A 14452-nucleotide genomic window follows, 5' to 3' on the forward strand; every position below is an offset into this window, starting at 1 on the left:
AGGGACAATATGCCGTCATTTCTCATCCGTAAAACCACTCAACTCGTGTTCGCCTTCTTTGTTCTGGTCGTCATCAGTGCTTTACCGCATCTGATTGTTCAGATGCGACCGGATTTCCCGAAGTATTTCAACGCAGTGCAACAACAGCTCAGTCTGTTGACGTCTTCACATCCATTAACGTATTACAATGCAACGGCTGGAGAAAACAGACTGTTACTTCCGGATCTTCAGCCGTTCATTCAGGAGACGCTCGTCATCTTCAGTAGCGCTCTGCTTTGTTCATCGATTGCGGCTTTACTTTATGCGTTTTTATTTTACCGGGCCGGAGCAAAAATCCGTTCCGTCTTGACGCAAACTGCCCGACTCCTGGAAATGATTCCTGATTTATTTTGGATCATTTTTTCACAATTCATCATCGTCATTTTATTCAAGACGACCGGATTTGATCAAATCGAGATTGCCGGCGGATTTAGCGATTCAATCCGGTTCCTGCCGATTTTGACATTATCCTTAACGACCGTTTTTTTCTTCATCAAATGGCTGACCGGTCGGATTCAGGAAGAACAGCATGCAAGCTACCTGGAGTTGGCCCGCGCAAAAGGTATCCACTCGTCCCGGCTGTTTTGGCAACATTTGATGCCAAATCTGTTTTATCGTTTTTATCTGTTTTTCCGGACGAACATCATTACGATTCTTTCGAGTCTGGTCGTCATCGAGTATACTTTTAACGTCCAGGGACTGTTTCGTTTTATCTTAATCAATCAGGATTTTTCGATACTGCTTGTTTTATTGCTTTTAATCTATCTGCCCTTTTTCATATTAGATACGGTGGCAGAACTTTGTATCCCCCGCTCGTGGAAAGGAGAGATTTCATGAGACGTGTTTTGAGATATGACTTCATCTTTTGGATGTGCCTGTTGTTCTTTGGAACATTGTTGTTACTCAGTTTCGGTAATGCCGTGTTTCGTGACGGACAGGTCGATCAAATTCAAAATCTCTATTCGAAAGACGGAACATTTATCGCCACCTCACCACTCGAACCCTCCACGGATCGTTGGTTTGGGACGGACCGTTCCGGAAACGATTTGTTTCAGGTGATGATTGAAGGGGCCAAGTGGACGATTGGTGTTTGTGTCAGCGTCGCCTTCGCCCGAATCGTTCTCGCCTTGCTGATCGGTGTCCCGCTCGCTTTCCGGGGAAAACGGCTGTATACGGCATTACGTCTTTTGCTGGACGGTTTCTTGATCATTCCGATTTCGTTGCTCGCCTTGTTTATTTTATTGCCGGCTTTCCTATTTATAGATCCCGCCTCGGTTCCGTCCGCGTTCTCGCGTGTCTTCCTCGAAGTCAGTGTCTTAACGGTACTCGGTTTACCGGCATTGGTGCTGTATTTAATCGGTGAGACCCGGCAATTGCTTGCACAAGAATTCATGCTTGTCGCCCGCACACTCGGCGGACGTCCTGGACATCAGTTTCGGGTACATATTTGGCCGCATCTGTTGCCGACGCTAACGATTGTCTTCATGCAACAGTTCGTTCAGACATTAATGGTCCTGATCCATCTCTCGTTGTTCGGCTTGTTTTTTGGCGGAACACTCGTCTTATTCGAAGGTGGCGCGGCCCCGATCATTTTTGAATGGGCATCCCAGTTCGGCTACTATTTCCTGCAATTCTCAGCCGTTTCGTGGATCAACCATCTGTTTTTAGTTCCGGCGATTGCTTTAGCTTTGCTCGTGTTCTTTGCCAACTTACTGACCAGCCGCCTCGAGCGCGCTTACCGCTTGCGCCGACAGCAAATAAGTAGTTCAACTACTCTGCTCGCTGAAGCGGAAGCGGCGACAGCCCATTTGTTTCACCCGTTTGATCCGGTCGACATTTCAATCAAATCCCAGGAGGATATATGAAGCGAATAATCATTGGTGCCGTCATTGTAATTTATGTGACGGTTTTTAGTTTTTCCATTTGGACTTATCAACACCCGGTCCTCACCAGTTCCGATCAGTCGAACTTACTCCCGACCCGTGTCAAACAGATTCGGTCGGCAACTTCGACGGATGACCTGAAGTCCTGGATTGAGCAAGCAAAACAACGCCAGGAGACGGTGTCGATTGCCGGTATGCAACACAGTCAAGGCGGGCAGACATACCTGCCGGACACGACAGTCCTTGATATGACCAAGTACGATCAGATTCTAGATTATACTCCCAGAACGAAACGGATTACCGTCCAAAGCGGCGCCACCTGGGGTGAAATTCAAGACCGGATTCAGCCGGACGGTCTAGCAATTCAAGTCATGCAGTCGCAGAATATCTTTACAGTAGGCGGCGCACTCAGCGTCAATGTCCACGGCCGGGATATCCGTTACGGTTCCCTGCTTGATACGGTCGATTCGTTTCGGCTGTTGCAAGCGGACGGTTCCGTCGTCAACGTCAGCCGGACGGAACATGCGGATTTATTCCGCCTGGTCCCCGGCGGATATGGTCTCTTCGGTATCATTTTGAACGTTACTTTGAAACTGACAAACGATGAATGGTACGCCGAGCAGACTGTCGCCTTGAATTATCAGGATTATCCGGCTTATTTCCGGCAACATGTCCTCGGTGACGATGACGTCCGTATGCACATCGGACGTATTTCTGTCGCGCCGGACGGATTTTTCAAAGACATGTATGTCACGAACTATCGTAAAACAGAGCGGACAACTCCGATTGAAGAGGAACCGCTCAAGCAAGAAACCATCATCGCTTTGCCGAAAGCATTACTCGGCATCTCCCGGTACAGCGACTTCGGAAAAAATCAGCTTTGGTCATTTCAGAAATCGTATTTCCTGAAGCAGAGTGGAACGTTCGAATCCCGTAACAATGTCATGCGTTCCGACAGTGCGTTTATGGAATATACGAGTCCCGGTCGAACCGAATTACTCCAGGAATACTTCGTGCCGGTTGATTCGTTTGTTTCCTACATCGATCAATTGCGGTCGATTTTGACAGCCGAGGAACTGAATGTCTTGAATATCACGATCCGGTATGTCGAGCAGGATGAAACAGCTGCCTTGTCCTATGCGAAACAGGATATGTTTGCCCTCGTCTGGCTGATCAATACGGAAACGGATCCGATATCAATCAACGAAACGAAACGGATTGTCCAAAAGTTGATTGATGCGACACTCGCACATCAGGGCAGTTACTACCTGCCGTACTATCCGTTCGCAACACGCAAGCAGTTCCATGACGCCTATCCGAATGCTGCTACTTTTAAAGAAGCCAAACAAAAGCAGGATCCCGATGGCCTTTTCATGAACCAATTTTATCTCGACTATTTTAAGTAAGGAGACGATGATGAACTATTCACTTTTTGTTCGTATTCAAAGCATGATTTTAATGAGCAGCAGTATCATTTTCCCGTTTTATTTATTGCTTGTCCGGCAAATTGGAGATTCCTATGCCCAGTTCGGTCTTGCCTACGGTCTCTTCACGCTGACTTCAGCGTTCGCTTACCTCGGAATCGGCCGCCTGAGTGACCGGTTCGGCGACCGCTCATTGCTTGTCACCCACACGTTTGGCATGGCACTGGTTTTATTGTACGTACCGATTGTGACGTCCATCAGTCACGTCTACCTGATTCAAATCATCATGGGGATACTTGGTGCGTTGCAAAAGAACACGGAAAAAACAATCCTTGCCCGGCAGGAACTTGCCTTAACGACGGTTGGCCGGACAATCGGCCGCTATCATTTCAAGACGTCCTTATGGTCGGCACTTGGAATCATAGCTGCCGGTTATCTGATTGATTTTTTAACGATCGGCAGTCTGTTTTACATCATCTCTGCCGTCTATTTTTATGTAACGTTGCGTTTACTGTGGGACCGTCCACGTTCAGGAAAAAACATACGGAAGATTCATCATCGGGTGTCGAAGCGGGTATAAAGAAGTAGAAGGGATGTGATCGTATGATTGACGTAACCCATTACTCCCAAACGTTCGGGAAACGCACGGTCTTGAGCGATGTCCAGTTTTCAATTGGTCAAGGTGAAATTGTCGGTTTAATTGGTCCGAGCGGTTCCGGAAAAACGACTTTAATCAAGTCGTTGATTGGTCTGCAACAACCAACGACCGGGACGATCATGGTTCTCGGCACCAAACAACCCTCGCTCGCCCAAGCGGAGAACATCGGCTACATGGCACAGTCGGATGCGCTTTATGAAGACTTAACGGCGCGCGGAAATCTGCGATATTTCGGAAAACTATACGGTTTAAAAAAAGCACGTCTTCGAGCACGTATCGAAACCGTCCTTGAATTCGTCGATTTGAAGAAAGATGCCGATCGTCCGATCCATCAATTTTCCGGTGGAATGAAACGACGACTCAGTCTGGCCATCGCCTTGATCCACGAACCGAGTCTTCTGTTGCTCGATGAACCGACGGTCGGGATTGATCCCGCGCTTAAGAAAACATTTTGGCATGAGTTTGAACAACTGCGCCAGTCCGGTGTAACGGTACTCGTCACGACACATGTCATGGATGAAGCTGAGCGGTGCGACCGGTTATTGTTGATCCAACATGGTCGTCTAATCGAAGCCGGTACCCCCAATGATTTGATTCAACGTTTTGGTTCCATCGATGAAGCTTTCATTCAAAAGGAGCGAGTATAATGCAAATTCTGACGGTAGCGGAACGTGTCATTTCACAAATTTTTCGGGATAAACGGACGATTGCCATGATGTTTCTCGCTCCCTTATTTGTTCTGTTCTTACTGTCGACGATTCTCGGTTCGAGCTCGGACGATGTGACAATCGGTACGGTCGATTTACCGGTGACCTTTCAAGATATACTGAAAACCAAAACAGACATCCGCACCTTTTCAAGCAAAGCGGCTGGTATCACTGCCATGAAGGATCGACAGATTGATGGCTTGATCACCTTTCAAAAGAATCAGCCGAAAATTTTAATTGAAGGCGGCGACATTTCAAAAAACGCCGCAGCGCTCCAACTCATTCAAGAAACCTTGATCACGATTCAAGGAAAACAAGCACTCACAGCCAACACGAAACTCTCGGCAACCGTTCAACAGTTGCAACAACAATTGACGCAATTAACGAATCAAACATTCGATACGCCGCAGCCTGCATCACCCACTCTTACCAAACCCGACATCCAATTTTTATACGGCAATCCGGATGCTGAATTATTTGATCAAATCGCTCCTGCCTTGATGGGGTTTTTCATCTTCCTATTTGTCTTCATCATTGCCGGTGTCAGCTTTTTACGGGAGCGGTCGAGCGGTACACTCGAACGGACGCTTGCGACGCCGCTCAAACGCTCGAGTATCGTCTTCGGTTATTTTGTCGGTTTCTTTTTATTCGTCACGATCCAGACGATTCTTATTCAGTTATTCATCGTCAACGTGCTTGACGTGACGCAACAGGGAAACTACTTCTTACTTTTGTTCGTCAATCTCCTGACGGCAAGTGTCGCCTTGTCGCTTGGTTTACTGCTGTCGAGTTTTTCCCGGACTGAATTTCAACTGATCCAGTTCATTCCGTTAGCAATCGTGCCCCAGATTTTCTTCAGCGGGTTGTTTGATTTGGGTGATGCGCCCGTATGGGTCGAAATCATTAACCGGTTGATGCCATTGACTTATGCCGCGCATGCTCTGCAAAATATCATGACTCGGGGCTACGGGCTTCAAGACATTTGGCTCGATCTTGTCGTATTGGCAGGTTTTGTCCTCCTGTTCGTCGCACTCAATATGCGGGCTCTCAAAAAACAACGCCCGGTCTAAGAACATCGACTTCATTTCCCGGACTCCATTGACAATCCATTTTTTTCCTTATACAATCAAAAAAAAGCGAAATGAGGCCGACCAATGTAAATCCATCTAGATTACCTACCCACTAACTAAATACGAACGATGTGGAGGTTTTATAGATGAACCGATTTACAACTTTACTGGTCAGCCAGTGGGTAGCAAATGCGGGAGACGCGCTCTACATCGTCGCTCTCATTGCTACCCTGTACGCTCAGACCGGACAAGCAAGTACTGCCGCCCTATTCCCGGTTGCCGTGACGGCAGGCATGACGCTCAGTGGATTTTTCTTTGCCGATGTCGCAAGACGGTTTCGTCATGCTTCGCTCTTGTTATACAGTCAGCTTTTAAAAACGATCAGCCTCGGTCTGATTGTGTTTCTTGATTTACCGTTCGGTTATCTGTTAGGATGCGTCGTCTGGATTGCCTTTCTCGACGGGTTTGCCCGGCCGCTTGAGAGTGCTTTCCTGCCGCGGATCACAGACAACCTTCAAAAAGCTAACAGTCTGGTCCAGGGAACAAATCAAGTCGTCCAACTCGTCATGTGGCCGCTTGGCGCGATTTTTGTCAGTCTCGGTTCTGCCGATCTGGTCCTGACGATTTCGTTTTTCCTGTTTGTCCTAGCGAGCATCTGGACTGCTCTGTTTCGTCATCAAGTCCGTGAACTCGCGGATCCTGTCCAAGAAACGCAGGAAACACCGTCGTTCCGCTCTAGCTTCCGCTATACGTGGACGACTGAGCCGGCCCGCTTGAATACAACGTTGCTCGGCATCGATGCCTTTGCCAGTACGGCTTGGATTTCAGCGTTGTTCCTCGTCTATATCGACACGCATCTTCATGTGTCTGACAGCTGGTGGGGCATCTTAAATGCGTTTTATCTGCTCAGCATGATCGGTGGTAGTTATTACATGCTCCGCCGGACCAAGTCCGCCTCCCTGTTAACGCTTAGTGTCGCATTATCGGTCGGAGCAACCGTCTTGTTTGCGTTCGCACCGCATGTGGTCTTTGCGATTGTCGCCTGTGTGTTGCAAGGGGCCTCGAGCCAACTACGGGCAATCGAGCTCAATACACGTTTACAGGAAGCGACGCCTTCCGCCCGTTTGCCGTATGTCTACAGCATGCAACAAACAGTATATACGCTCAGCTTTTGTCTCGGCAGTTTGTTATTCGGACTGCTTGCAGACCGGTTAAGCATCGAGACGGTCTACTGGATTGCGGCCGCGGTCGCCCTGCTGATGTTCTCTTCCGCCCGACGTTTGCGCCATACTGTTTCAGTGCAGGATAAACAGCATGTTTCATAAGACAAGACATAACCAAAAAGAAGTATTTCCGGACTTCATACCGGAAATACTTCTTTTTCCTTACACATTTCGACTTTTTCGATATCGTATCAAGAGTCCTGCCCCGATTGCTCCACAGACGAGTCCGAGATAGAAATAGGCTCCGTCGAGACCGGCGTCTTGACTAATTTGTCCGAAACCCAGTCCAACGCCGATTGTCACAAGGCTCTCAAGCATCGAGACCATCGAGCTCCCTGTCGCCCGCGAGTCATCTGTCAAATTGCCCTGCAACCACGTTGTCAGGACCGGTTCGGACCAGCCATAAATTAGAAACAAACCAAATAAGACAAGCACCGACCATGGACTATCGATCAGGGAAAGTAATATGAATCCGCCAGCATACACGAGCAAGAGAACGCTGAGAGGAACAAACGGACGGTTCGGTTTCGGCAAAAGATTACCGAGTGCTTGGGCAACCATCAGTCCAATCAAAATCGTGCCAAACCAGGAGACCGCAATTTCTCGATCCCGGACATACAATTGCCAAAACTCATCCAAGAAAGTGATCGTCGTACCAAATGAAATGCTGAGCAACGTAATCCGGGCAAAAGAAGGAAATACCTGCCACCGACACCGGTCGCGACGCGTAACAGGAACCACTGTTCGTCCGGACGTGTCCGGTTCAATCAACAGGCAACTGGCGAAGAAAGCCAGCATCAAACAGCCAAGAGAGAGTTCATAATGCACTGTCAGCTCATACGATGTCGCAAGCCAAGCTCCAATCAGCGCTGCAACACCGGCTGCTGCAAGACTTGTCGCATTCAGACGGCTAATCGTTTTCTCAAAACGTTCCTTTTGTAAAAGTTGCTTCATCGTTTCGTAAATCAAGGCCTCTTCCGCTCCGCTGACAGCAGCACTTCCGATTCCGGCCAGCACCATGGCAAGTAAAAAGGACGACAGTTCATATGCCTGAAGCAATATCCAAAACGATAATGTTTCAAACAGCACACCCGTTACGAAGCTGATTTTTCGTCCCAACCGGTCAGCGACCAGACCAAACGGCACTTCGAGAACAACCATCGTCAACGCAAATACGATTTCAGCATACACGACGTCCTCCACCGTCATTCCACGTTGTTCCCAAAACAAGCGCTCGATGACATACGCGGGCAGACAGGCTGTCAAAAAGCGAATCAGGTACAGCAGACGGATATTCCGGCGAAGTCGAACTTAACAAGGCGGCCGAGCGTTGTTCATGACCGATTCCCCCTTTTCTTGATAGCATCCTGTAACATGTTACATTTCTTTTCCCGTTTCTGTTTGACCCGAATCAGCATACAAAAAAAGAAGACGACGGATGATGCATCCATTGTCTTCTTCTGTTTTCAGCTCTGTTATTTTCTGCGGTCTTCTGTAGAAGGCGAGAGTTCCGTTCCAGTAATTGTTTCAAGTGAACTCACCTGCACGAACGGCAATTCGATCGTAAAGATCGAGCCGCGTCCTTCTGTTGATTCCACATGGATCAAACCCTCGTGGGCACGGACGATTTCCTGACAAATCGCGAGGCCGAGACCGGTACCGCCAATTTTCCGACTGTCTGAATTATCGACCCGGTAAAATTTACTAAACAGTTCAGGCAATGCGTGTTGCGGAATCCCGATTCCTTCATCGATAACCTGAATCCGTAACCGGTCATCCAATGCTTCGAGCTTAAGCTCAATCTCCCCGCCATCCGGTGAATACTTGATGGCATTATTAATTAAATTCCCAAACAACTGCCGCATTTTCGGTTCGTCCGCTTCAATCCAACGAAGCGGCTGATCCCCGGTTTCAAGCGTCAGTTGATGGTTGCTCGTTGAACCGGCATGAAATTCCGCGACTTCCTGAATCAAGTTTCCAAGATCGAGTTTTTCGAACTGATAGTGTTGCTGACTCGATTCCATCCGCTGAACATCCAGGAAGTCGTTGACGAGACTCGTCAGACGCTGTGTCTCCGAATGAATCGTCGTCAAATACCGCTGTTGACGATCGACCGGTAAGTCTTTCGCCAGCATCAGCTCGGTATACCCGAAGATTGACGCAAGCGGCGTCCGCAACTCATGAGACACCGTCGAGACGAACTCCGACTTCATCCGGTCGATACCGGTCTCAATCGTCACATCCCGCAGTACGAGCATCGTTCCGCGGAAACGGCCGCCGTACTGAATTCCTTCCGTGTACACTTGAACGAACCGTTCCTCTTTGTTTAAGGATAAGGACAAGCCTTCAGTCGGAATCTCATGACGACAGACCCGACTCATATATTCGAGGAACGCTTCATGTTGATCGACCTGGACGGCCAATTCTTCAATCTTGACATCGAGCGTCATCAATCCCTCATCAAATTGATCGTGAGACGGATGATGGAACAAAGCAAGCAATGGTTTATTGGCAAAAATCTTGTCGCCTTCGATATAAATGACAGCTTCACGGATCGAATGCAACAGTTTCGATGTTTTCTCGCGTTCCCGCTCAATCTCATCAAAGACCCGCATCCGAAGCAATGACAAGGCCAGTTGACGCGAGAACGACCAGATTTCTTCCGTTTGATCTTCATTGAACTGATCCCGATAACGGACTAGATAAATGCTGGCAATCATCGTGTTAGTCGACAGATCCATGACAGGAACCACCGTTTCATACATGCTGTACGGGTAAGGCAGCGGATGATCACTCGTCACTTGTTTCGTCGAACGGACGGCATGTTTGTGCATCCGTGCCCGTTCAAGTAACGAAATCGAAGAGTGTAACAACTGATGTTCCTGATCCGGTGTCATCCCGTACGACACGATATCCGTATAACGGTCGTCGTCAAGGAAGACGATGGCACCAAGCTCGGCATCGGTGATCGTAATTAATTTTTCAATGATTGCGGGGTAAGCCGTCAATGTTTCACGGGAAGCGAGTGTTTCCGTCAATTCATTGCGGTATCGCAGATGGGTTTCGTTCCGCAATGTAATATCAAGTGCTTCCTCGAGTTCTTCTTGCTGCATCTGTAATTCTTCCTGTTGGGCGACGAGTTCTTCCTGCTGACTTTGCAACTCATCGTTACTTGAAACGAGTTGCATCTTTTGGGAAGAAATCGATGCTGCCATCTGATTGAAAGTTGTCGTTAATTCACCGACTTCATCCTGTGGATTCACAACTTTGATTGGTGTCGCATCCTCGCCTTGTGCGAGACGGCTGCTTTCCCGATTCAACTGACGCAATTGTCCGGTCAAACGCGAGACAAATGGACGGACAAGCAACGCAATGATCAGCAGGAGAACAGCCAAATTAATGAACCCCAGCACCTGTGAAGCGTTAACCTGTTTTCCCAGATTTTCTTGCGCCGCGAGCTCTTGTTTGTTTAATGAGTTGCGGTACTTCGTGAATACTGTTTCCATATCGACGATGCTTGAACTCATATCCGCTGCACTTTTCGTTTTGATATTGAACTTCCGTTTTGGATCGAGTGTCGGTGCTTTCGTGACTTTTCCGAGCGTTGCCATCTGCAAGAACGGTTCGGTTACGTCCCCGTCTTTTTTAGCAGCGACGTAGTTCGTCAGACTCGGCATGACGCGTTGCGTATACGCCGTATAAAGCGATCGGGCATCTTTTGCATACTGTTTTTCTTCTTTAAAACGGGCATTTTTCTCAAACCACGTTGTTTGTTGATTGATGTTCGTTTTTTTACGTTCAATTTCTTCCAGCATTGCTTCATCGCCTAATAAGACGAATCCGCGCATTTCATACTGAAGACTTTGCCATGATTCATATAAGTTCGTCGCGCGTGTCCGATGATCGTTTAATGTCAGCAGTTCCTGACGTGATGTCTGAACCTGACTTTTCGTATAAAAATAAACGCCGGCTGAGGTCAGCACGAGTGTCAATATAATCATATAGAAGGCAGACATAATTTGGCGTCCAATCGTTCGATTAAGCCATGACTTCATCTATTCATCCCCCTCTACTGTAAAAACTTAAATTAATCGTTTCTAAACCTCATTCTAAAGCTTTTTTAAGCAAAACCACTAAATATGCTCAAAAAAGACCACTTTTCATCTAACTTTAATCTAAACGGTTGTATGTTACAAACAGATGTCACAAAACAGGAGAAAATTTCGTTCATTTGGAGATTTTTACAAAAAAAGCCCGCTCCGATAGACGGAACGGACAGCCATTTAAAAATTAGAATGGTTCGTAATCTCTGTATTTTGTTGATTGACATACATCTGATGATGATCATGATGATGATGCGTACTCGAATGACGCCGGACAGGTTCTTCATCTGCAAGTGGATCCCCGTCCAAAATGCCAAGCCACGCATATTGGGCCGAAACAGCTTGTTTCGTCGTCGCCTGCACTTGATCCGTCTGATGAATCAACGATGCAATTCCTTTCGCCAACCGGAACGGCTCCAGATTCGTTTTTTCGACTGGAAACGACGGCAACGAACGGAGATAGTCAAGATATCGTTCGGCACCGTCTTGCGATGGTGTCACGAGTTCCGACGCGTGGTGACGAAGCGACTGGGTCAGACTGTGTGTCGAGGCCCCCTGTGTGATCATCGAAAACAGACCGATTACGAAAATACATACGATGATCCCAAAAAAAAGCATCATAAAAACCGGCATTCCGGAAAAAAAGCCGTCACCTTCGATGTACAGCAACAGTCGGTTGCCGTTAAGCAATGAAGCGATTCCTGATAACGACATACAAACCCTCCTCGTTTCGTGTGATAGTTACTTTTACGCAACACGAACAAGAAGGGTTTCCGTTTTTTGTTAAGTTTCTAAGGAAACTTCCGCATTAAACCAATCTTCAACAAACAAAAAACCGTTCGGGGCATCAATCCGGTAAGAATACAGGACGGCAAAGTCACCGTCCGCCATCATCGGTAAGGTGATTTCCCGTAAGATGGCCTTCACTTCTTCCGTCATGACCGTTTCATAGCGGACGAAATCGTCTTCCCGGGTTTCCCGTTCCGTCAAATACGGTAACAATAATGATTTCCCAAACGATTGGGGATCATCGATGACTTCTGCCGTCACTCCGAATAATTCCTCCGCTTCCTCGATCAAGGCATCCGCTTGTCCAATCGTCACTTCGTTCGGAAACCAGACCGTCAGTTTTGTCCCTTCTTTTAAAAATTGTTCAAACATCGGTATAAAGGTTCTATTTTCCATCAAATCGTAATGCATCAAGCTTCTCCCTTCACAAACTCAAATTTCAATTGGTGTTGTTCCAAATACAGCATCGCCTGGAAGGTCCGACCGTTTTTTTTCATCTCAAGCGGCTTTGTTTTGCCGTTCGCGAGCATTTTTTTCAGTTCGGTTTGCGTCAGGCGCGCCCCGAGAATCGTCTTCGGCAGGGTAAACCCGCAATTGTTCTTCTGATAGGCACTACACCCGTAAAACTTGCCCCGATCGAGCAACTCTGCCTGACAGACCGGACAGATGCCAACCGGCCGGTTCGTTGCGCCCCGCGCCCGTTTTGCCGGTACCTGGGTCGGATCGACTTCCAATTGTTCGACCCGTGTTTTCGCATCCTGGACTAAATGTTGCGACAGCTTCTTCGCTTGATCAACGAACTGGGCCGCTGAAGCCTCACCCTTCCCGATTTGGTCGAGCCGGCTTTCCCATTTCGCCGTCATCTCCGGCGAGGCGAGAATACTTCCGCTGACAGCTTCAATCAGAATCCGGCCTTTCGCTGTCGGATACAGTTCTTTTTTCTTCACTTGAATGTATTCACGTCGTTTCAACCCGTCAATGATACCGGCTCGGGTCGCCTCCGTTCCCAGTCCCTCGATTTCCTTCATGATGGCTTGAAGTTCATTTTCAAGCACTTTTCCGGCCGTTTTCATCCCGAGAATCAAAGTTCCTTCCGTGTAGCGTTTTGGCGGTTCCGTTTGTTTCTCGAGTAACTTCGCGCTTTTAATCGGCATCTTTTGTCCGATTTCAAGTGCCGGCAGTTCCTGCTCTTTCGCTTCAATCTTCAAGACTTTCTTGAATCCTAACTCAAGCGACCGGCTGCCTTTTGTGATGAAGCGGTCCTGTTCCCGTTCCGTGATGATTTCCGTTTTTTCCGACCGGGCATCCGGGGCAAACGCCGCCAGGAAACGACGGACGATCAAATCGTAGACTTGTGCATCACGTCCTGTCAGTTTCGCAACAGCTCCCGCTTCTTCCGTCGGGATGATCGCATAATGATCGCTGACCTTCGCTGAATTGACGTACCGTTTATTGTTCGTAATGTTGTTCGTCACGATATCCGTCAGTTCGGTATACTCCGGCTGTTTCAGAAGTCGTTTTAAAATCGTCGGGAACTGACCGGCTTCATCTTTTGAGACAAAGGATGAATCCGTCCGCGGATAACTGATCCAGCCCCGGATATACAGTTTTTGCGCAATATCAAGCGTTTCCTTTGCGCCGAGTCCGAAACGCCGGCTCGCTTCCGTTTGCAACAATGACAAACTGAACCAGAACGGCGGTTTTTCGACTTGTTCCGTCTTTTCGACCGCTGCTACGGTACCGTTTCCTGTTGTTCGGGCGACAATTGCTTCTGCGAGGCTCCGTTCTGTAAGCTTCGTTTGTTTTTTAGCATTGATGTACTTCCCTTTATACCGGGTAAAGTCCGCCTCGACTTCAAAAAACGTTTCCGGACGGAAATTCTCAATCTGCTTTTCCCGTTCGACGATCAAGGATAATGTCGGCGTCTGGACCCGCCCCAGTGAAAAGACGTCAACGATGCCTTTTTTCTTGAGCAGCGTCGTATAGGCACGGGAAGCATTCATCCCGATCAACCAATCGGCACAGGCACGGCTCATCGCTTCATGAAACAGATTTTCGGTTTCCTTACCATCCAGTAGATGAGCAAAACCGTGATCGACGGCCTGCGGTGTCAGACTGGAAATCCAAAGACGTTGAATCGGTTTCGCATTGTTCGCCAGCCGGAGAATCAATCGGACGATTGCCTCTCCCTCTCGCTCGGCATCCGATGCTATAATGATGGAAGTCGTCGTCCGTTCGTTCAGTAATTTCTTGATGACTTGGAACGCTTTGCTTTTTCCGCGGGATAACCGGTAGTCAAACCGTTCCGGAATAATCGGGAGATGATCATAGTTCCATCGTTTCCATTTGGCGTCATAATGCGCCGGTTCCTGCAGCTCACATAAATGTCCGACGGCATACGCCAGTTTCGCTCCTGCCGGAAACCGGTCACATGGTTTGATTTCAATATATCCGTCCCGTTTGACCGATGGATACGGTGCTGCCAGTTTTTCAGCTTGTTTCGGTTTTTCCGCAATGATTAATTGCATTGATTCACCCTCTTTTCCTTACTTCAGA

12 protein-coding genes are annotated in these 14452 nt (G+C 48.0%); 7 read left to right on the forward strand and 5 right to left on the reverse strand.

What is annotated here, in order from left to right:
* Positions 1 to 9: 9 nt before the first annotated feature.
* From KNP93_RS06170 to KNP93_RS06200, 7 genes are all read left to right on the forward strand, one after another.
* Positions 10 to 876, forward strand: a complete 867-nt coding sequence (locus KNP93_RS06170) for an ABC transporter permease subunit (protein WP_188005279.1) — start codon at positions 10 to 12, stop codon at positions 874 to 876.
* Positions 873 to 1904: an ABC transporter permease gene (locus KNP93_RS06175; RefSeq protein ID WP_188005278.1), complete on the forward strand. Its 1032-nt coding sequence runs from the start codon at positions 873 to 875 to the stop codon at positions 1902 to 1904. The genes KNP93_RS06170 and KNP93_RS06175 overlap by 4 nt, the downstream gene beginning before the upstream one ends.
* Positions 1901 to 3328, forward strand: a complete 1428-nt coding sequence (locus KNP93_RS06180; RefSeq protein WP_188005277.1) for an FAD-binding oxidoreductase — start codon at positions 1901 to 1903, stop codon at positions 3326 to 3328. Before KNP93_RS06175 ends, KNP93_RS06180 begins: the two co-directional genes overlap by 4 nt.
* Positions 3329 to 3338: 10 nt before the next feature.
* Positions 3339 to 3926: an MFS transporter gene (locus KNP93_RS06185; protein ID WP_188005276.1), complete on the forward strand. Its 588-nt coding sequence runs from the start codon at positions 3339 to 3341 to the stop codon at positions 3924 to 3926.
* Between the two features lie 23 nt (positions 3927 to 3949).
* Positions 3950 to 4651 carry an ABC transporter ATP-binding protein gene (locus KNP93_RS06190; protein ID WP_131973152.1) on the forward strand — a complete coding sequence of 234 codons (702 nt, stop codon included), beginning with the start codon at positions 3950 to 3952 and terminating at the stop codon, positions 4649 to 4651.
* Positions 4651 to 5781 (forward strand): ABC transporter permease, encoded by a 1131-nt coding sequence (locus KNP93_RS06195; protein ID WP_214853932.1) that lies wholly within the window; start codon positions 4651 to 4653, stop codon positions 5779 to 5781. Before KNP93_RS06190 ends, KNP93_RS06195 begins: the two co-directional genes overlap by 1 nt.
* A gap of 146 nt (positions 5782 to 5927) precedes the next feature.
* Positions 5928 to 7106 (forward strand): MFS transporter, encoded by a 1179-nt coding sequence (locus tag KNP93_RS06200; protein WP_188005274.1) that lies wholly within the window; start codon positions 5928 to 5930, stop codon positions 7104 to 7106.
* A gap of 60 nt (positions 7107 to 7166) precedes the next feature.
* Here the strand turns inward: KNP93_RS06200 and KNP93_RS06205 are convergent, their stop codons facing one another.
* The 5 genes from KNP93_RS06205 to KNP93_RS06225 all read right to left on the reverse strand — a co-directional run bounded on the left by KNP93_RS06205 (position 7167) and on the right by KNP93_RS06225 (position 14424).
* A complete protein-coding gene (locus KNP93_RS06205; protein WP_214853935.1) occupies positions 7167 to 8270 on the reverse strand; it encodes an MFS transporter in 1104 nt (367 codons plus the stop codon).
* Positions 8271 to 8479: 209 nt separating this feature from the next.
* Complete coding sequence (locus tag KNP93_RS06210) at positions 8480 to 11059, reverse strand: HAMP domain-containing sensor histidine kinase (protein ID WP_214853938.1); 2580 nt, start codon at positions 11057 to 11059, stop codon at positions 8480 to 8482.
* Between the two features lie 228 nt (positions 11060 to 11287).
* Positions 11288 to 11821, reverse strand: a complete 534-nt coding sequence (locus KNP93_RS06215; RefSeq protein ID WP_214853941.1) for a hypothetical protein — start codon at positions 11819 to 11821, stop codon at positions 11288 to 11290.
* A gap of 69 nt (positions 11822 to 11890) precedes the next feature.
* Positions 11891 to 12307: a hypothetical protein gene (locus KNP93_RS06220; RefSeq protein WP_131503079.1), complete on the reverse strand. Its 417-nt coding sequence runs from the start codon at positions 12305 to 12307 to the stop codon at positions 11891 to 11893.
* Positions 12307 to 14424 carry a DNA topoisomerase III gene (locus tag KNP93_RS06225; RefSeq protein ID WP_188005272.1) on the reverse strand — a complete coding sequence of 706 codons (2118 nt, stop codon included), beginning with the start codon at positions 14422 to 14424 and terminating at the stop codon, positions 12307 to 12309. Before KNP93_RS06225 ends, KNP93_RS06220 begins: the two co-directional genes overlap by 1 nt.
* Between the last annotated feature and the right edge of the window lie 28 nt (positions 14425 to 14452).

Origin of the sequence: Exiguobacterium sp. s166 (assembly GCF_018618855.1) — a bacterium.
Lineage (GTDB): Bacteria > Bacillota > Bacilli > Exiguobacteriales > Exiguobacteriaceae > Exiguobacterium_A.

Excerpts from the sequence above, each read along its gene's own strand:
- KNP93_RS06185 (WP_188005276.1), top strand. The coding sequence starts at position 3,339 with ATGAACTATTCACTTTTTGTTCGTATTCAAAGCATGATTTTAATGAGC.
- KNP93_RS06170 (WP_188005279.1), top strand. The coding sequence starts at position 10 with ATGCCGTCATTTCTCATCCGTAAAACCACTCAACTCGTGTTCGCCTTC.
- KNP93_RS06225 (WP_188005272.1), bottom strand. The coding sequence starts at position 14,424 with ATGCAATTAATCATTGCGGAAAAACCGAAACAAGCTGAAAAACTGGCA.
- KNP93_RS06210 (WP_214853938.1), bottom strand. The coding sequence starts at position 11,059 with ATGAAGTCATGGCTTAATCGAACGATTGGACGCCAAATTATGTCTGCC.
- KNP93_RS06195 (WP_214853932.1), top strand. The coding sequence starts at position 4,651 with ATGCAAATTCTGACGGTAGCGGAACGTGTCATTTCACAAATTTTTCGG.
- KNP93_RS06175 (WP_188005278.1), top strand. The coding sequence starts at position 873 with ATGAGACGTGTTTTGAGATATGACTTCATCTTTTGGATGTGCCTGTTG.
- KNP93_RS06220 (WP_131503079.1), bottom strand. The coding sequence starts at position 12,307 with ATGCATTACGATTTGATGGAAAATAGAACCTTTATACCGATGTTTGAA.
- KNP93_RS06215 (WP_214853941.1), bottom strand. The coding sequence starts at position 11,821 with ATGTCGTTATCAGGAATCGCTTCATTGCTTAACGGCAACCGACTGTTG.
- KNP93_RS06200 (WP_188005274.1), top strand. The coding sequence starts at position 5,928 with ATGAACCGATTTACAACTTTACTGGTCAGCCAGTGGGTAGCAAATGCG.
- KNP93_RS06190 (WP_131973152.1), top strand. The coding sequence starts at position 3,950 with ATGATTGACGTAACCCATTACTCCCAAACGTTCGGGAAACGCACGGTC.
- KNP93_RS06180 (WP_188005277.1), top strand. The coding sequence starts at position 1,901 with ATGAAGCGAATAATCATTGGTGCCGTCATTGTAATTTATGTGACGGTT.